General features: G+C 62.5%; 16 protein-coding genes. 2 read left to right on the top strand and 14 right to left on the bottom strand.

The window, feature by feature from the left end; genetic code table 11:
• The first annotated feature begins 36 nt into the window (after positions 1-36).
• Both AC07T0_RS03125 and AC07T0_RS03120 read left to right on the top strand, forming a co-directional pair.
• Complete coding sequence (locus AC07T0_RS03125) at positions 37-993, top strand: alpha/beta hydrolase (RefSeq protein WP_494999800.1); 957 nt, start codon at positions 37-39, stop codon at positions 991-993.
• A gap of 121 nt (positions 994-1,114) precedes the next feature.
• Entirely contained in the window at positions 1,115-1,909 is a 795-nt protein-coding gene (locus tag AC07T0_RS03120; RefSeq protein ID WP_494999799.1) for a hypothetical protein, read from the top strand.
• A 54-nt stretch (positions 1,910-1,963) separates the two neighbouring features.
• Here AC07T0_RS03120 and AC07T0_RS03115 read toward each other — a convergent pair whose 3' ends face one another.
• The 14 genes from AC07T0_RS03115 to flhA all read right to left on the bottom strand — a co-directional run bounded on the left by AC07T0_RS03115 (position 1,964) and on the right by flhA (position 16,365).
• Positions 1,964-2,356, bottom strand: a complete 393-nt coding sequence (locus tag AC07T0_RS03115; protein ID WP_494999798.1) for a DUF2802 domain-containing protein — start codon at positions 2,354-2,356, stop codon at positions 1,964-1,966.
• Positions 2,357-2,839: a chemotaxis protein CheW gene (locus AC07T0_RS03110; protein ID WP_040069887.1), complete on the bottom strand. Its 483-nt coding sequence runs from the start codon at positions 2,837-2,839 to the stop codon at positions 2,357-2,359.
• 73 nt (positions 2,840-2,912) lie between these two features.
• Entirely contained in the window at positions 2,913-3,803 is an 891-nt protein-coding gene (locus tag AC07T0_RS03105) for a CheW domain-containing protein (protein WP_494999797.1), read from the bottom strand.
• Positions 3,804-3,887: 84 nt separating this feature from the next.
• Positions 3,888-4,676, bottom strand: coding sequence for a ParA family protein (locus AC07T0_RS03100; RefSeq protein ID WP_177092543.1), 789 nt, complete (start codon positions 4,674-4,676; stop codon positions 3,888-3,890).
• 51 nt (positions 4,677-4,727) lie between these two features.
• On the bottom strand, positions 4,728-5,615 hold the full coding sequence (gene motD, locus AC07T0_RS03095; protein ID WP_494999796.1) for a flagellar motor protein MotD: 888 nt from the start codon (positions 5,613-5,615) through the stop codon (positions 4,728-4,730).
• Positions 5,616-5,625: 10 nt separating this feature from the next.
• Entirely contained in the window at positions 5,626-6,366 is a 741-nt protein-coding gene (locus tag AC07T0_RS03090) for a flagellar motor protein (RefSeq protein ID WP_494999795.1), read from the bottom strand.
• Positions 6,366-7,511: a protein-glutamate methylesterase/protein-glutamine glutaminase gene (locus AC07T0_RS03085; protein ID WP_494999794.1), complete on the bottom strand. Its 1,146-nt coding sequence runs from the start codon at positions 7,509-7,511 to the stop codon at positions 6,366-6,368. The genes AC07T0_RS03090 and AC07T0_RS03085 overlap by 1 nt, the downstream gene beginning before the upstream one ends.
• Before the next feature lie 52 nt (positions 7,512-7,563).
• Positions 7,564-9,834 (bottom strand): chemotaxis protein CheA, encoded by a 2,271-nt coding sequence (locus AC07T0_RS03080; protein ID WP_494999793.1) that lies wholly within the window; start codon positions 9,832-9,834, stop codon positions 7,564-7,566.
• Between the two features lie 14 nt (positions 9,835-9,848).
• Positions 9,849-10,637: a protein phosphatase CheZ gene (locus AC07T0_RS03075; protein ID WP_494999792.1), complete on the bottom strand. Its 789-nt coding sequence runs from the start codon at positions 10,635-10,637 to the stop codon at positions 9,849-9,851.
• 22 nt (positions 10,638-10,659) lie between these two features.
• Complete coding sequence (locus tag AC07T0_RS03070) at positions 10,660-11,031, bottom strand: chemotaxis response regulator CheY (RefSeq protein ID WP_003183998.1); 372 nt, start codon at positions 11,029-11,031, stop codon at positions 10,660-10,662.
• 172 nt (positions 11,032-11,203) lie between these two features.
• Positions 11,204-11,944 carry an RNA polymerase sigma factor FliA gene (gene fliA, locus AC07T0_RS03065; protein WP_177092549.1) on the bottom strand — a complete coding sequence of 247 codons (741 nt, stop codon included), beginning with the start codon at positions 11,942-11,944 and terminating at the stop codon, positions 11,204-11,206.
• Positions 11,941-12,774, bottom strand: coding sequence for a flagellar synthesis regulator FleN (gene fleN / locus AC07T0_RS03060; RefSeq protein ID WP_040069867.1), 834 nt, complete (start codon positions 12,772-12,774; stop codon positions 11,941-11,943). Before fleN ends, fliA begins: the two co-directional genes overlap by 4 nt.
• A 121-nt stretch (positions 12,775-12,895) precedes the next feature.
• Complete coding sequence (flhF, locus tag AC07T0_RS03055) at positions 12,896-14,224, bottom strand: flagellar biosynthesis GTPase FlhF (protein WP_494999791.1); 1,329 nt, start codon at positions 14,222-14,224, stop codon at positions 12,896-12,898.
• An 11-nt stretch (positions 14,225-14,235) separates the two neighbouring features.
• Complete coding sequence (flhA, locus tag AC07T0_RS03050) at positions 14,236-16,365, bottom strand: flagellar biosynthesis protein FlhA (RefSeq protein ID WP_494999790.1); 2,130 nt, start codon at positions 16,363-16,365, stop codon at positions 14,236-14,238.
• Between the last annotated feature and the right edge of the window lie 42 nt (positions 16,366-16,407).

Genomic DNA, 16,407 nt, shown 5'->3' with positions numbered 1-16,407 from the left:
TGCGAGTCGAACCGACACTCTGTAAATGATGGCGTGATGATGCTGCGATTGATTCTGCTGGCCCTGACCCTGTTCACCGGTTTTGCCCAAGCCTCCGTGCTGCTACAACAACCGATCACCCTGGACACCGGCAGCGGCGAGCTGTTCGGCTCATTGCTGCTGCCCCGCTCGGACGCACCGGTGCCGGTGGTACTGATCGTCGCCGGCTCCGGGCCCACCGACCGCGATGGCAACAACCCCGACGGCGGTCGCACCGACAGCCTCAAGCGCCTGGCCTGGGTGCTGGCCAGTCACAATATCGCCAGCGTGCGCTTCGACAAGCGCGGCGTGGCCGCCAGCATGGCCGCCGCCCCCGACGAGCGCACCCTGAGCATCGAAGGCTATACGGCGGATGTCGTGGCCTGGGGCGAAAAACTCAAGGCCGACCGGCGATTCGGCCCGCTGATCCTGCTCGGCCACAGCGAGGGCGCGCTGATCGCCACCCTGGCGGCCGCCAAGCTGGACGCCGCAGCATTGATCAGTGTCGCCGGCAGCGGCCGTCCGGTAGACCGCGTGGTACGCCAGCAACTGGCCAATAACCTGCCGCCAAGCTTGATGCTACGGGCCAATAAACTGCTCGACAGCCTGAAGGCCGGGCACCTGGACAACAATATCCCGGCGCCGCTGATGCCGATTTTCCGCCCCAGCGTCCAGCCTTACCTGATCAGCCTGTTTCGCCAGGACCCGGCGGCAGCCTTCGCCCACCTGAAGATCCCCGCGCTGATCGTCCAGGGCCGCAACGACATCCAGGTCGGCGTCGGCGACGCGCAGGCGCTGAAGGCCGCCAAGCCGGACGCGCAGCTGGTGCTGATTGGCGGCATGAACCACGTGCTGCGCATTGTCCCCGACGACCTCAAGAGCCAGCTGGCCTCCTACAAGGACCCGCAACTGCCCCTGGCCGCAGAGCTGGGCAGCCAGATCCTGGCCTTTATCGACGGGCTGACGCGCCACTGACACCCGCCCCTGCCGGGTCGGCCGATGGCTCGCACCTACAGTCCTGTCGAAAACGGCCGATAAGCCATTGCCGGTACCGATATTGTGACCGGCAAGCTGGATACGGACAGGATCTTGCCGAATGACTGAGCCCAAAGCCTCAACCGAAAACACCGCCGAAGCCGCCGAGACCCCGCCAGTGGAACTGCCATGGGCAGACGTCCAGGCCGAGCACTTCAAGTTGCTGCGCCTGGCGCCCCTGCCCACCGAGCGCAGCACCGGTGCGCGCCCACTGCGTTTTGTCCAGTTCGGCTACGCCGAGCGCCATAGCAAGGAACGCAGCCTGCTACGCCTGGAGATCCAGCTGCCGGGACAACGGGTGCGCAAGGAACAGAACCACTTGGACATGTGGGTCGACCACAGCACCAAGCGCGTACATTTCGGGCCGGAAAGCGGCTTGCAGGTCGAACCCGCGAATCGCGGTATCGGACGTTTCCTGGCCGCCCAGGCGGCGATCTGGGCACAGAAGAAGGGGGCACACTACGTTGTCGATGGCGCCACCTTGCAAAACAAGGACGCTTTGAATGAAGACACCCGCCTGCGCCGCGATCACTTCCTGAAAGTCCAGGGTTACGAAGTGCTGTATGCCGATGCCCCCCTGCACCTCAAGGGCAGCGTCAAGGACGTGCAGGTCGGCGAACTGCGCATTCAATGGAACACCGAAAAGCTGCAATTCGTCGAAATACTGGAAGCGGCGCAGATGCTGCAAACCGCCGAGCAGAACCTGCTGGAACAGGAAGTGAAACTGCGCCAACAGGAAGAGCGCGTCAGCAAGTTCAAGCGCGAAGACACCGGCCTGCGCTTCACCATCACCTGCCTGGTGGCCTTTGCGATGTTCCAGGCCGGCCTGCTGATCTGGATCGCGACCCGTCACTGACAAGCCCCGTGGCGCCCACCCAAGGGCGCCAGGGTCAGGCAGACAGCGAACGCCTCACCCCCGGTGCAGCTTGCTCATCAGCTCCGCTTCGGCCTGGGTCAGGCCGCAGGACTGCGTCAGTTCATCGACGCTCGCGCCCATCCCCACCAACCGCGCCGCCTGGGCGAAAGACAGGCTCGACGGATCACGCTGCTCCAACTGGGCAAGCTTTTCCGGCAAGGGTGCGACGACGGCCCGCAGCTCGTGCAGGTCCTCGCCCATGCGCACGGTGCCGTTCTGGAAGTTATCCACCCGCCGCGCCAGTTCCTTGATGCGCTGGTCCCGCAGCGCATCGCCTTCGGCCTGCTGCGCGGCAATCAACCGCTGGTTGCGCGCGTAGAGCACAAACATCCCGACGGTCCCGACCCACAACAGGGCCAGGAGAATAACGGCGACCTCAAGAATCAATCAGATGCTCTCCAGCTCGGACCATTCTTCTTCGCTCATCATCTTGTCCAGCTCAACCAGAATCAGCAGTTCGTTGTTCTTGTTGCACACGCCCTGGATGAACTTGGCCGATTCGTCGTTGCCCACGTTCGGTGCGGTTTCGACTTCCGACTGGCGCAGATAGACCACTTCCGCCACGCTGTCGACCATGATGCCGACCACTTGCTTGTCGGCCTCGATGATCACGATCCGGGTGTTGTCGTTCACTTCGGTCGGCATCAAGCCGAAACGCTGGCGGGTGTCGATCACGGTGACGACGTTGCCGCGCAGGTTGATGATCCCCAGCACGTAGCTCGGGGCACCCGGTACCGGGGCGATCTCGGTGTAGCGCAGGACTTCCTGGACGCGCATCACGTTGATCCCATAGGACTCGTTATCCAGCTTGAAGGTTACCCATTGCAGGATCGGATCTTCGGAACTCTGTGCGGACGACGACTTATTCATACCCCTGACCCTCAATGACCGTTGATACGGTGTGTGCTCTGGCGAACCTCGCGGGGGGACCGCGAGGCCGCCGTTATTTGTTCGTTGGTTTGCTGGCTGATTTATTCGTTTGCAGGTGTTTCACCGCTCCGCTGGCGATCAGTTCGGCCAGTTCGGAGACGTCGAGCAATGCACACATGTGTTCGATGACCGTGCCCGCCAGCCACGGCCGCTGCCCACGATGGGTACGCCATTTGATTTCGTTGGGGTCCAGGCGCAAGGAGCGGCTGACCTGATGCACCGCCAGCCCCCATTCGTAGCCCTGGACCGAGATCACATATTGCAGCCCCTGGCGGAAGTCGTCGCGATAGCGGTCCGGCATCACCCAACGTGCGGTATCCAGCACTTTCAGGTTGCCGGCCTGGCTCGGCAGGATCCCGAGGAACCATTCCGGTTGACCGAACAGCGGCGTCAGCTCGTGCCCCGCCAGCGAATAGATCGAACCCAGGCACACCAGCGGCACCGCCAGGGTCAGCCCGGCCACGTCGAACAGCAGGCACTCGAAAGGCTCGGCCGCCCAATGCGGACGCTCGTCGCCCTGCACCGGCGGCGGCGGGATATTCGCGGCGGGCGGCAGATGCACCTCGACCACCGGTTCCACCACCACAGGGGCGACCGGCACCACCTGCGGTATCACCACCGGCACTTCCAGCACCCGCGGGGCCGGGGCCGGAGCTGGCGCCGTCACCACTGCTGCGGCGGCCAGGGCCGCCGCCAAGGCATCGCGGGCCTGTTCTTCGAGCACGGCGGCCTGGAACTCGTCCAGTTCGCTGACCGGGCTCGGTTCCACCGGCACCGATACCGGCACCTCGACAGTGGCGGCGATTTCCACCGGCAACTCTTCGGTCGCCTCCTGCAACAGTGCATCCAGGTAGGATTGCAGCGCCACTTGCGGCCGTGTGGTGATTTCGACAGGACGGATCATGTGTATGCCCATGGAGATGTCCCGTTACAGTAACCTGTAAAGGGTATCGGCTGGACAGGCAGGTGACTTGAGGACTGGGTCACGTCAGGCCACCTGCGGAATGAGTTGCTGGGTCAGCAAGTGCTTGAGCAGGGCTCGATAGGCCAGCACGCCACGGCTCTTGCCGTCGAACTGCGACGGTGTCACACCGGCGCGGCTGGCATCGCGCAGGCGCGTGTCGACCGGAATATAGCCTTCCCAGATGGTCTCCGGGAACTTGTCGCGCAAGACCCGCAAGGTGCCCATGGAGGCCTGGGTCCGGCGGTCGAACAGGGTCGGCACGATGGTGTAGGGCAAGGCCTGCTTGCGCGAACGGTTGATCATCGCCAGGGTGTTGACCATCCGCTCCAGGCCCTTGACCGCCAGGTGCTCGGTCTGCACCGGCACCACCAACTGCTGGCTCGCCGCCAGGGCATTGACCATCAACACGCCGAGCAATGGCGGGCTGTCGATCACCGCGTAATCGAAGTCCTGCCACAACTGCGCCAAGCTCTTGGCGATCACCAGGCCCAGGCCGCTCTGGCCCGGCGAAAGGCGCTCGAGGGTCGCCAGGGCGGTACTCGACGGCAGCAGGGAAATCCGTTCGTCGCTGGTGGACAACAGCAATTGGCCGGGCAAGCCCGTGGGCACCGTGCCCCGATGCTGGAACAGGTCAAAATTGCTGTGTTCCAGGGTATCGGGGTCATAACCGAAATAGCTGGTCATCGAGCCGTGGGGGTCGAGGTCGACCACGACCACGCGCTTGCCCGCCTCGGCCAGCAATCCGGCTAAAGCGATGGAGGAAGTGGTCTTACCGACGCCACCCTTTTGATTGGCTACTGCCCAGACTCTCATTCAGTGTATTCCTCCCGACCGGCATCAAGCCGGCCGAGAAATAGCGCCAAGTTATAGAGCAGGTGCCGGAGATTTGACGGCGTTCTCGCGTACCGCTTGCTTTATCGCTGGCGGTGCAGTTTGTGTGCCAGCACGCTTCAAGGCCGCGTCCGGTTTTGCATTGGCGGTGCCAGTCCCCGTCAGGCTGCGACGCACGTCGAGGTTACGCGACACCACCAGCACCACCCGCCGGTTGCGCGCCCGGCCTTCGGCGGTGGCATTGTTGGCCACCGGCTGGAACTCGCCATAACCCACCGAGGCCAGGCGACCGGGGTTGACCCCATCCATGGCCATCATCCGTACGATACTCGCCGAGCGGGCCGAGGACAGCTCCCAGTTGGTGGGGTATTGCGCGGTACGAATCGGTTGGTCGTCGGTAAAGCCTTCGACATGGATCGGGTTGTCGAAGGGTTTGAGGATCTTCGCCACCTTGTCGATGATGTTGAACGCCATGTCGCTGGGCATCGCATCACCGCTGCCGAACAGCAGGCTGGAGTTGAGTTCGATCTCGACCCACAGTTCGTTGCCACGCACGGTCATCTGGTTGGAGCTGATCAAGTCGCCGAACGCCGCGCTGATATCGTCGGCGATGCTCTTCAGCGGATCCTTGGCGCCCTGGCCGAAGGCCGCGTCGGTCTGTTCGCTGTCCTTGATCAACGGGTCGGCCGGCTTGACCGTCACCGGGCGTTCGTCACCGATGGGAATCGGCTTGAGGCTGCGATCGACGTCGCTGAACACCCCGACCAGCGCCTGGGAGATCACCTTGTACTTGCCTTCATTGATCGAGGAAATCGAGTACATGACCACGAAAAAGGCGAACAGCAGCGTGATGAAGTCGGCGTAGGAAACCAGCCAGCGCTCGTGATTCACATGCTCTTCGTGTTGGCGACGTCTGGCCATGTCTACTCCATCAGTCCATGAAGCCTTGCAGCTTCAATTCAATGGAGCGCGGGTTCTCCCCCTCGGCAATCGACAGGATGCCTTCGAGGAGCATTTCCCGGTAACGTGACTGGCGCAAGGCAATCGACTTGAGCTTGCTCGCCACCGGCAGCAGCACCAGGTTGGCACTGGCCACGCCGTAGATGGTGGCGACGAAGGCCACGGCAATGCCGCTCCCCAGTTGCGAGGGGTCGCCGAGGTTACCCATCACGTGAATCAGGCCCATCACCGCACCGATGATGCCGATGGTCGGCGCATAGCCGCCCATGCTTTCGAAGACCTTGGCGGCCTCGATATCACGGCTTTCCTGGGTGTAGAAATCCACCTCCAGAATGCTGCGAATGGCTTCCGGCTCGGCGCCATCGACCAGCAGTTGCAGGCCTTTGCGCGAGTAGGTGTCGGGCTCGGCCTCGGCGACGCCTTCCAGGCCCAGCAGGCCCTCCTTGCGCGCCGTCAGGCTCCAGTTGACCACCCGCTCGACGCCGGCGGGCAGGTCGATGCGCGGCGGAAAGAGGATCCAGGCGAGAATCTGCATGGCACGCTTGAATGCACTCATCGGCGATTGCAGCAAGGCCGCGCCGATGGTCCCACCCAGCACGATCAAGGCCGCCGGACCGTTGGCCAGGGCCCCAAGGTGACCCCCTTCGAGGAAATTGCCACCAATGATGGCGACAAACGCCAGGATAATCCCGATAAGGCTCAACACATCCATCAGAGGCAGGCCTCGACCAGATGCTTGCCGATTTCATCCAGACTGTAGACCGCATCGGCCAGCTCAGCTTTGACGATGGCCATGGGCATGCCGTAGATCACGCAACTGGCTTCGTCCTGGGCCCAGATCGCACTGCCACCCTGCTTGAGCAGACGCGCACCTTCGCGGCCGTCGGCGCCCATGCCGGTGAGCACCACCGCCAGAACTTTGTCGCCATAGGACTTGGCCGCGGAACCGAAGGTGATATCCACACAGGGCTTGTAGTTCAGACGCTCATCACCCGGCAGGATTTTCACCGCGCCGCGCCCGTCGATCATCATCTGCTTGCCACCTGGCGCGAGCAAGGCCAGGCCGGGACGCAGGATGTCACCATCCTCGGCTTCCTTGACATTGATCTGGCAGAGCTTGTCCAGACGTTCGGCAAAGGCCTTGGTGAAGGCCGCCGGCATGTGCTGGATCAACACGATGGGCGCCGGGAAGCTGGCCGGCAACTGGGTCAGGACCCGTTGCAAGGCCACCGGACCACCGGTGGACGTACCGATGGCGACCAGCTTGTAGGCTTTGCGCTTCGGTGCCCCGGAAGTCGATACCGAAGCCTGTGTCGGGGCCGGGGCCGGGGCCGGGGCACGACTGGCCACCGGGGTGGTCCGCACGGGCGCCGGAGCCGGGCTGCCATAGCTGCCGGACGCCGGTGTCGGCGTAACGGCCGGAGACGGCGCGGCGGCGGGAACACTGCTGAAGCGACGGTTACTGCGCGAGATGCTGTGAACCTTCTCGCACAACAGTTGCTTGACCTTCTCGGGATTGCGCGAGATGTCTTCGAAATTCTTCGGCAGGAAATCCACGGCCCCGGCGTCCAGCGCATCGAGGGTCACTCGGGCGCCTTCGTGGGTCAGGGACGAGAACATCAATACCGGAGTCGGGCAGCGCTGCATGATATGCCGCACCGCCGTGATGCCGTCCATCATCGGCATCTCGTAGTCCATGGTGATCACGTCCGGCTTGAGGGCCAGGGCCTGATCGATGGCTTCTTTACCGTTGGTCGCCGTACCGACGACCTGGATGCTCGGATCCGCCGAAAGGATTTCCGAGACGCGGCGGCGGAAAAACCCCGAATCATCCACCACCAGGACCTTGACTACCATAAACACTCCGTTAGGCACGGCGGCGGACTTAAGCGCCGCCGCCGGTCCAGAATCAAATACGCCGTGCGGCGTAACGCTTGAGCATGCTCGGCACGTCGAGAATCAAGGCAATGCGACCGTCACCGGTAATGGTGGCGCCCGACATACCCGGAGTCCCCTGCAGCATCTTGCCCAGCGGTTTGATGACCACTTCTTCCTGGCCGACCAACTGATCGACGACGAAGCCGATCCGCTGGGTGCCCACTGAAAGGATCACCACATGGCCTTCGCGCTGCTCTTCGTGAGCGGCCGAGCTGACCAGCCAGCGCTTGAGGTAGAACAGCGGCAGGGCCTTGTCGCGGACAATCACCACTTCCTGGCCGTCGACCACGTTGGTGCGCGACAGGTCGAGGTGGAAGATCTCGTTGACGTTGACCAGCGGGAAGGCAAAGGCCTGGTTGCCGAGCATGACCATCAGGGTCGGCATGATCGCCAGGGTCAACGGGACCTTGATGACGATCTTCGAGCCCTTGCCCTTGGTCGAGTAGATGTTGATGGTGCCGTTGAGCTGGGCGATCTTGGTTTTCACCACATCCATGCCCACGCCACGCCCGGACACGTCGGAAATCTCGGTCTTGGTCGAGAAACCCGGGGCAAAGATCAGGTTGAAGCAGTCGGTCTCGCTCAGGCGATCGGCCGCATCCTTGTCCATCAGGCCCTTCTTCACCGCGATGCTGCGCAGCACGTCGGCGTCCATGCCCTTGCCGTCATCGGAGATCGACAGCAGGATGTGGTCGCCTTCCTGCTCGGCGGAGAGGATCACCCGACCGCTGCGGGACTTGCCCATGGCCTCGCGGTCGGCCGGTTCTTCGATACCGTGGTCGACCGAGTTGCGCACCAAGTGGACCAGCGGGTCGGCCAGGGCCTCCACCAGGTTCTTGTCGAGGTCGGTCTCTTCGCCCACCAGTTCCAGGTTGATCTCTTTCTTCAACTGCCGGGCCAGGTCGCGAACCAGGCGCGGGAAGCGGCCGAAAACTTTCTTGATCGGCTGCATGCGGGTTTTCATCACCGCGGTCTGCAGGTCGGCGGTCACCACGTCGAGGTTGGACACGGCCTTGGACATGGCCTCATCGCCACTGTTCAAGCCCAGGCGCACCAGGCGGTTACGCACCAGCACCAGTTCGCCGACCATGTTCATGATCTCGTCCAGGCGCGCGGTATCGACCCGCACGGTGGTTTCCGCTTCGCTGGCGGCCGGCTTGTCACCAGCGGCGGCGGCAGGTGCCGGCGCGCGGGCCGGAGCCGGTGCCGGTGCCGGCGCGGCCTTGGCCGGGGCTGGCGTCGCCGCTGCCGGAGCAGGTGCCTTGGCGGCAGGCGCGGCAGCAGCGGCCGGTTTGGCCGCCACCGGCGTAGCCACCGCCGTGGTCGCGGCCACTTCGGTGAATTTGCCCTTGCCATGCAACTCGTCGAGCAGCGATTCGAATTCCTGGTCGGTGATCAGGTCACCGCTGGCGGCGCCTGTACTTTCAGCCGCCTGGGCCGAAGCCGCGGTGGTATCGAGCGCTTCGACCTTGAACGACCCCTTGCCATGCAACTGGTCCAGCAAAGCTTCGAATTCGTCGTCGGTAATATCGGTACTTTCCGGCGCACCGCTGGCGGCAGCTGGGGCTGCCGGCGAAGTCGGTGCCGCGACCGCATCCGGGGCGAACTGGCCCTTGCCGTGCAACTGGTCGAGCAGCGATTCGAACTCGGCATCAGTGATTTCATCGCCGCCAGCCTCGCCCGGCGCCGCACCCACGGCCATGGCTTTTGGTGCCTCGGCTGCGGCCTTGACGCTGTTCAGGGAGTCGAGCAGCAATTCGAATTCATTGTCGGTGATGTCACCAGACTCGCTTTCAGCGACCGCTTCAGGCACCACGGCCTCGGCCACCGGCGCGGCCACGACTTCGGCAGCCGCCGGTTCCGCCAGACGCGCCAAGGCCGCCAGCAGTTCCGGGGTTGCCGCAGTGATCGGGCCACGTTCGCGCACTTCGCTGAACATGCCGTTCACCGCATCCAGCGCTTCCAGGACCACGTCCATCAGCTCCGAGTCGACACGTCGCTCACCCTTGCGCAGGATGTCGAACACGTTCTCGGCGATGTGACAGCACTCCACCAGCTCGTTGAGCTGGAGGAAGCCGGCGCCCCCTTTTACAGTGTGAAAACCGCGAAAGATTGCATTGAGCAGGTCCGCATCATCAGGCCGGCTTTCCAGCTCGACCAGTTGTTCGGACAGTTGCTCCAGAATCTCGCCGGCCTCAACCAGAAAATCCTGAAGGATCTCTTCATCGGCGCCGAAGCTCATGTGTTTGGGTGCTCCTAGAATCCAAGACTGGAAAGCAAATCGTCGACATCGTCCTGACCGGACATAACGTCTTCACGTTTATCGGCATGAATCTGCGGACCTACACCCTTGGCCAACTCATTTTGCGGATCTTTTTCGGCAAGGATGGCATCGTGATCATGCTCGATACCGGCAAAACGGTCGACCTGGCTGGCCATCAGCACCAGTTTGAGCAGGTTGCTTTCCACTTCGGTGACCATTTGGGTCACGCGCTTGATCACCTGACCGGTAAGGTCCTGGTAATCCTGGGCCAGCAGAATATCGTTCAGCTCGCTCGACACCGCGCGGGTTTCCTGCTCGCTGCGGGACAGGAACGTCTCGACCCGCCGCGCCAACTCGCGAAACTCCTGGGCACCGACTTCGCGCCGCATGAAACGGCTCCAGTCAGCGCCCAAGGCCTTGGCCTCCACGTTCAGGCCAGTGACCCTCGGGGTCGCACTCTCCACCAGGTCCATGGTGCGGTTGGCCGCGGCTTCCGTCAGCCTGACCACATAGGACAGGCGCTCGGTGGCGTCGGTGATCTGCGAGACTTCCTCGGCCTGCGGCATATGCGGGTCGATCTGGAAGTTGACAATAGCGCTGTGCAATTCGCGGGTGAGCTTGCCGACTTCCAGGTACAGGCCACGGTCACGGGTCTGATTCAGCTCATGGATCATTTGCACCGCGTCGCCAAATCGACCTTTTTCAAGGCTGTCGACCAGTTCGCGGGCATGTTTTTTCAGGGTTAGTTCAAAATCACCCAGTGAAGATTCGTTGTGCTCCATAGCGCCCCCGTGGTGGACTTCATCAGCCGATGCGTTCGAAGATTTTCTCGATCTTCTCTTTCAACGCCTGGGCCGTGAATGGTTTGACCACATAGCCGTTTACACCGGCCTGGGCAGCTTCGATGATCTGCTCGCGCTTGGCTTCGGCCGTGACCATCAACACCGGCAGGTGCTTGAGCTTTTCATCGGCACGCACGTGGCGCAGCAGATCGATGCCGGTCATGCCGGGCATGTTCCAGTCAGTGACCAGAAAGTCGATGCTACCGCTGTTGAGGACGGGAATCGCGGTAGTACCGTCGTCCGCCTCAACCGTGTTGGTGAACCCGAGGTCACGCAACAGGTTCTTGATGATCCGCCGCATCGTTGAAAAATCGTCAACGATGAGGATTTTCATGTTCTTGTCCAATTCGACCTCCAAGCAGTCTTAAACGCGTTCAGCACCTGGACGCGCTGTTCAATCAATTCGGCACAGCACTCAACGACTGCATGGAAACCTCATCCGGCCGAGTCTCCCACAGGGCGTCAAACGCCATGTCGGTCTCGTTCGCAGTGTTCCCGCACTGCCTTCAACGCGCTCGCCACTCCCCCAAACGCCCCCGCAAGCGGGCCGCGCACTGGCTGTGTAACTGGCTGACTCGCGATTCGCTGACCCCCAGCACCTCACCAATTTCCTTGAGGTTCAGCTCTTCGTCGTAGTACAGCGCCAACACCAGTCGCTCACGCTCCGGCAAATTGGCAATCGCATCCGCCAGCGCCGCCTGGAAGCGTTCATCTTCCAGATCGCGCGACGGTTCGAGATGAGCACTCGCGCCGTCCTCGTGCAGCCCTTCATGTTCGCCGTCCTGCAACAGGTCGTCGAAACTGAACAGGCGACTGCCCAAGGTATCGTTCAAAATCCCGTAATAATCGTCGAGACTCAATTGGAGTTCGGCTGCAACCTCGTGATCTTTAGCGTCACGGCCGGTTTTTGCTTCAATTGCACGAATTGCGTCACTGACCATGCGTGTATTGCGGTGCACCGAACGCGGTGCCCAGTCACCCTTGCGCACTTCATCAAGCATCGCGCCGCGGATACGGATGCCGGCATAGGTCTCGAAACTGGCACCTTTGCTCGCGTCGTACTTGGTCGAGACCTCCAGCAGACCGATCATCCCGGCCTGGATCAGATCCTCGACCTGAACGCTGGCCGGCAGTCGCGCCAGCAGGTGATAGGCAATACGTTTGACCAAAGGTGCGTAACGCTCGATCAGTTCATACTGGCTGTCACGTGACGACTTGGAATACATGCGATAGCCACTGGCAGTCATAGAACCGGTCCCGCACTCGTTTGATGCACCAGACGCTCGACGAAAAACTCCAGGTGCCCCCGAGGATTGGCAGGGAGCGGCCAGGTGTCGACCTTCTGCGCGATTGCCTTGAACGCCAAGGCGCATTTCGAACGGGGAAATGCCTCATAGACCGCGCGCTGCTTTTGCACGGCCTTGCGGACACACTCGTCATAAGGAACGGCGCCGACGTATTGTAGGGCCACATCCAGGAAACGATCCGTGACCTTGGTCAACTTGGCGAACAGGTTGCGGCCTTCCTGCGGGCTCTGGGCCATGTTGGCCAGTACGCGGAAGCGGTTCATGCCGTAGTCGCGGTTGAGCAGTTTGATCAAGGCGTAGGCGTCGGTGATCGAGGTCGGCTCGTCGCAGACCACCAGCAACACTTCCTGGGCCGCGCGGACGAAGCTGACCACCGACTCGCCAATACCCGCGGCCGTGTCGATCACCAGCACATCGAGGTTGTCGCCGATATCGCTGAATGCCTGGATCAGGCCGGCATGCTGCGCCGGGCTCAGGTGCACCATGCTCTGGGTCCCCGAGGCCGCCGGCACGATGCGAATCCCGCCCGGACCTTGCAACAGTACGTCGCGCAGTTCGCAGCGGCCCTCGACCACGTCGGCCAGGGTGCGTTTGGGGGTCAGGCCGAGCAGGACGTCGACATTCGCCAGCCCCAGATCCGCATCCAGCAGCATGACGCGCCGGCCAAGCTCAGCCAGCGCCAGGGACAAATTCACTGACACGTTGGTCTTCCCGACGCCACCTTTGCCGCCGGTCACCGCGATCACCTGTACGGGATGCATGCTGCCCATGTTCTCTTCTTACCTTGTCTTGCTTAGACGGAAGGCCACATAAGTGGCTGCGCGTTCACTTGTCGGAACAATGCGTGGCAGACCATCGATGTAGGTAATTTGCAACGTCTGAATACTCATCTCAGCCCACCCGCTTCGACGGGCTGTGGTAGATATCAGCGAACATATCGGCCATGGCTTCCTCGCTGGGTTCTTCCTGCATTTGCACACTGACCGCCCTGGACACCAGTTGATGCCGGCGTGGCAGGTGCAGATCATCCGGAATACGCGGCCCGTCGGTCAGATAGGCCACGGGCAGTTCGTGACTGATAGCCAGGCTCAGCACTTCGCCGAGGCTCGCCGTTTCATCCAGTTTAGTCAGGATGCAACCGGCCAGCCCGCAGCGTTTATAGCTGTGGTAGGCGGCCGTCAGCACCTGTTTCTGGCTGGTGGTAGCCAGGACCAGATAATTCTTCGCCTTGATCCCGCGTCCGGCCAGGCTTTCCAGTTGCATGCGCAACGCCGGGTCGCTGGCCTGCAGGCCGGCGGTATCGATCAGCACCACGCGTTTGCGCAGCAGCGGATCGAGGGCCTGGGCCAGGGACTGGCCCGGGTCGACATGGGTCACCGAGACATTGAGGATCCGCCCCAGGGTCTTGAGCTGCTCCTGGGCGCCGATGCGGAAGCTGTCCATGCTCACCAGCGCGATGTTCTGCGCGCCGTACTTGAGCACGTAGCGCGCCGCCAGCTTGGCCAGCGTGGTGGTCTTGCCCATGCCGGCAGGACCGACCATGGCAATCACACCGCCCTCTTCCAGTGGCTCGATCTCGGGTGTGACAATCATCCGCGCCAGGTGCGCCAGCAGCATGCGCCAGGCCTGGCGTGGCTCGTCGATCCCGGTAACCAGTTCCAGCAGGTCGCGCGACAGCGGCCCGGACAGGCCGATGCGCTGCAGACGGCGCCAGAGGTTGGCCTGCTGCGGCTGACGGCCTTGCAACTGGTTCCAGGCCAGGGAGCCCAGCTGGACTTCCAGCAGCTCACGCAGGCCGTTGAGTTCCGAACGCATCGAGTCGAACACCCGCTGGTCCACCGCCGGGGCGTGCACCACAGGCGCTGGCGCCGGGCGCCGCGGCTCGTCGAAAGTCGGTTCGATCAGCGGCTCGGCGGCGGTCAGCGGCAGGCCGGCGAACAGTTGGCGATTGGTTGCGTTGTCGGTATCGCCGTCACTGCGCAAGCTCAGTTCGGCCTGGGCGGTGACGATACGCGACTGGGTCTTGCGCAGCTCGTCTTCGAGCTCCATGTTCGGCACCCGCGGCGACAGCGCCGAGAGCTTGTAGTCCAGGGCAGCCGTCAGCTCGACACCGCCCGCAATCCGGCGGTTGCCGATAATGGCCGCGTCCGAGCCCAGCTCATCACGCACGAGCTTCATGGCCTGACGCATATCGGCGGCGAAAAAACGCTTAACTTGCATAACCCACTACCTCAGCCGTTGGGCCCTACTGTCGCAACGATGGTCACTTGCTTGTTGTCCGGAATTTCCTGGTAGGCCAAGACATGCAAACTTGGCACCGCCAGTCGTCCAAACCGCGAAAGCATCGCGCGAACCGGTCCAGCTACCAGCAGGATCACCGGCTGCCCTTGCATTTCCTGGCGCTGGGCGGCGTCGATCAGCGAACGCTGGAGTTTCTCGGCCATGCTCGGTTCCAGAAGAACGCCTTCTTCCGAGCCTTGTCCGGCCTTCTGCAGACTATTGAGCAATATCTGTTCCAACCTGGGCTCCAAGGTGATCACAGGCAGCTCGGACTCAAGCCCCACAATGCTTTGGACGATTGCACGGGACAATCCGACGCGAACCGCGGCAACCATAGCGGCAGTATCTTGACTCTTGGAGGCATTGTTGGCGATCGCTTCGGCAATGCTGCGGATGTCGCGGACCGGCACGTGTTCGGCGAGCAAGGCCTGCAGCACCTTGAGCAGATGCGACAGGGAAATGATCCCCGGCACCAGCTCTTCGGCCAGCTTCGGCGAGCCCTTGGCCAGCAATTGCATGAGTTGCTGGACTTCCTCGTGGCCGATCAGCTCGCTGGAGTGCTTGTAGAGGATCTGGTTGAGGTGCGTCGCCACCACGGTGCTGGCGTCGACCACGGTGTACCCCAGGGACTGCGCCTGGGAACGCTGACTGACCTCGATCCAGACCGCCTCCAGACCAAAGGCCGGGTCCTTGGCGGTAATCCCGTTGAGCGGGCCGTAGACCTGGCCCGGATTGATCGCCAGCTCGCGATCCGGGTAAATCTCGGCCTCAGCCAGGGTCACCCCCATCAGGGTCAGGCGGTAGGCACTGGGTGCCAGGTCAAGGTTGTCACGAATATGCACAGTGGGCATCAGAAAGCCCAGGTCCTGGGAGAGCTTCTTGCGCACCCCCTTGATCCGCGCCAGCAATTGCCCGCCCTGGTTGCGGTCCACCAGTGGAATCAGGCGATAACCGACTTCCAGGCCGATCATGTCGATGGGACTGACGTCGTCCCAGCCCAGCTCCTTGGTTTCCATGGTCCGTGCCGGCGATGGCAGCAGGTCCTGCTGGCGCTGGACTTCGGCCAGGGCCTGGACCTTGGCGACATTCTGTTTTTTCCAGAGCATATAAGCCATGCCGCCGGCCACGGCCGCCAGGCTGATAAAGGAAAAGTGCGGCATGCCCGGCACCAGGCCCATCACCGCCATCAGGCCGGCGGCGACAGCGAGGGCCTTGGGCGAGGCGAACATCTGCCGGCTGATCTGCTTGCCCATGTCTTCCGAACCGGAAGCCCGGGTCACCATGATCGCCGCGGCTGTGGATAACAACAGTGATGGCAATTGCGCCACCAAACCGTCACCAATGGTCAGCAAGGCGTAGACCTTGCCGGCGTCGGCAAAGCTCATATGGTGCTGGAAGATCCCGACCGCCATGCCGCCGATCAGGTTGATGAACAGAATCAGCAGGCCGGCGACGGCGTCACCGCGGACGAATTTGCTGGCACCGTCCATCGAGCCGTAGAACTCGGCTTCCTGAGCGACTTCCAGACGCCGCAGCTTGGCCTGTGGCTGATCGATCAGGCCGGCGTTGAGGTCGGCGTCGATCGCCATCTGCTTGCCGGGCATCGCATCGAGGGTGAAACGCGCGCTCACCTCGGAAATCCGTCCGGCACCCTTGGTGACCACGACAAAGTTGATGATCATCAAGATCGCGAAGACGACGATACCGACCACGTAGTTGCCGCCGATCACCACCTCACCGAAGGCCTGGATCACCTTACCGGCCGCGGCGTGGCCTTCCTGGCCGTGGAGCATGACCACCCGGGTCGAGGCCACGTTCAATGCCAGACGCAACAGCGTGGCGATCAGCAGGATGGTCGGGAACACCGCAAAGTCCAGCGGCCGCAGGGCATAGACGCAGACCAGCAGGACCACGATCGACAAGGCGATGTTGAAGGTGAAGAACACATCCAGCAGGAACGCCGGCACTGGCAACATCATCATCGCCAGCATGACCAACAGCAGCACCGGCACACCCAGGTTGCCCCGGCCGAGGCTGCTCAGGTTGCTGCGCGCCGAGTTGAGAAGTTGAGAGCGATCCACCGGTATTCCTCGTCACCTTGAAGCAAACTTTTGACGCCACGG

This window comes from Pseudomonas sp. GW821-FHT04D07 (assembly GCF_059420225.1).
Note: the sequence above shows the minus strand (reverse complement) of the source record. Positions and strands in the feature narration are given on the sequence as shown.

Bases quoted from the DNA above. Each gene is read 5' to 3' on its own strand.
- AC07T0_RS03125 (WP_494999800.1), top strand. From the start codon at position 37: ATGATGCTGCGATTGATTCTGCTGGCCCTGACCCTGTTCACCGGTTTT.
- AC07T0_RS03120 (WP_494999799.1), top strand. From the start codon at position 1,115: ATGACTGAGCCCAAAGCCTCAACCGAAAACACCGCCGAAGCCGCCGAG.
- AC07T0_RS03110 (WP_040069887.1), bottom strand. From the start codon at position 2,839: ATGAATAAGTCGTCGTCCGCACAGAGTTCCGAAGATCCGATCCTGCAA.
- AC07T0_RS03105 (WP_494999797.1), bottom strand. From the start codon at position 3,803: ATGATCCGTCCTGTCGAAATCACCACACGGCCGCAAGTGGCGCTGCAA.
- AC07T0_RS03100 (WP_177092543.1), bottom strand. From the start codon at position 4,676: ATGAGAGTCTGGGCAGTAGCCAATCAAAAGGGTGGCGTCGGTAAGACC.
- motD (WP_494999796.1), bottom strand. From the start codon at position 5,615: ATGGCCAGACGTCGCCAACACGAAGAGCATGTGAATCACGAGCGCTGG.
- AC07T0_RS03090 (WP_494999795.1), bottom strand. From the start codon at position 6,366: ATGGATGTGTTGAGCCTTATCGGGATTATCCTGGCGTTTGTCGCCATC.
- AC07T0_RS03085 (WP_494999794.1), bottom strand. From the start codon at position 7,511: ATGGTAGTCAAGGTCCTGGTGGTGGATGATTCGGGGTTTTTCCGCCGC.
- AC07T0_RS03080 (WP_494999793.1), bottom strand. From the start codon at position 9,834: ATGAGCTTCGGCGCCGATGAAGAGATCCTTCAGGATTTTCTGGTTGAG.
- AC07T0_RS03075 (WP_494999792.1), bottom strand. From the start codon at position 10,637: ATGGAGCACAACGAATCTTCACTGGGTGATTTTGAACTAACCCTGAAA.
- AC07T0_RS03070 (WP_003183998.1), bottom strand. From the start codon at position 11,031: ATGAAAATCCTCATCGTTGACGATTTTTCAACGATGCGGCGGATCATC.
- fliA (WP_177092549.1), bottom strand. From the start codon at position 11,944: ATGACTGCCAGTGGCTATCGCATGTATTCCAAGTCGTCACGTGACAGC.
- fleN (WP_040069867.1), bottom strand. From the start codon at position 12,774: ATGGGCAGCATGCATCCCGTACAGGTGATCGCGGTGACCGGCGGCAAA.
- flhF (WP_494999791.1), bottom strand. From the start codon at position 14,224: ATGCAAGTTAAGCGTTTTTTCGCCGCCGATATGCGTCAGGCCATGAAG.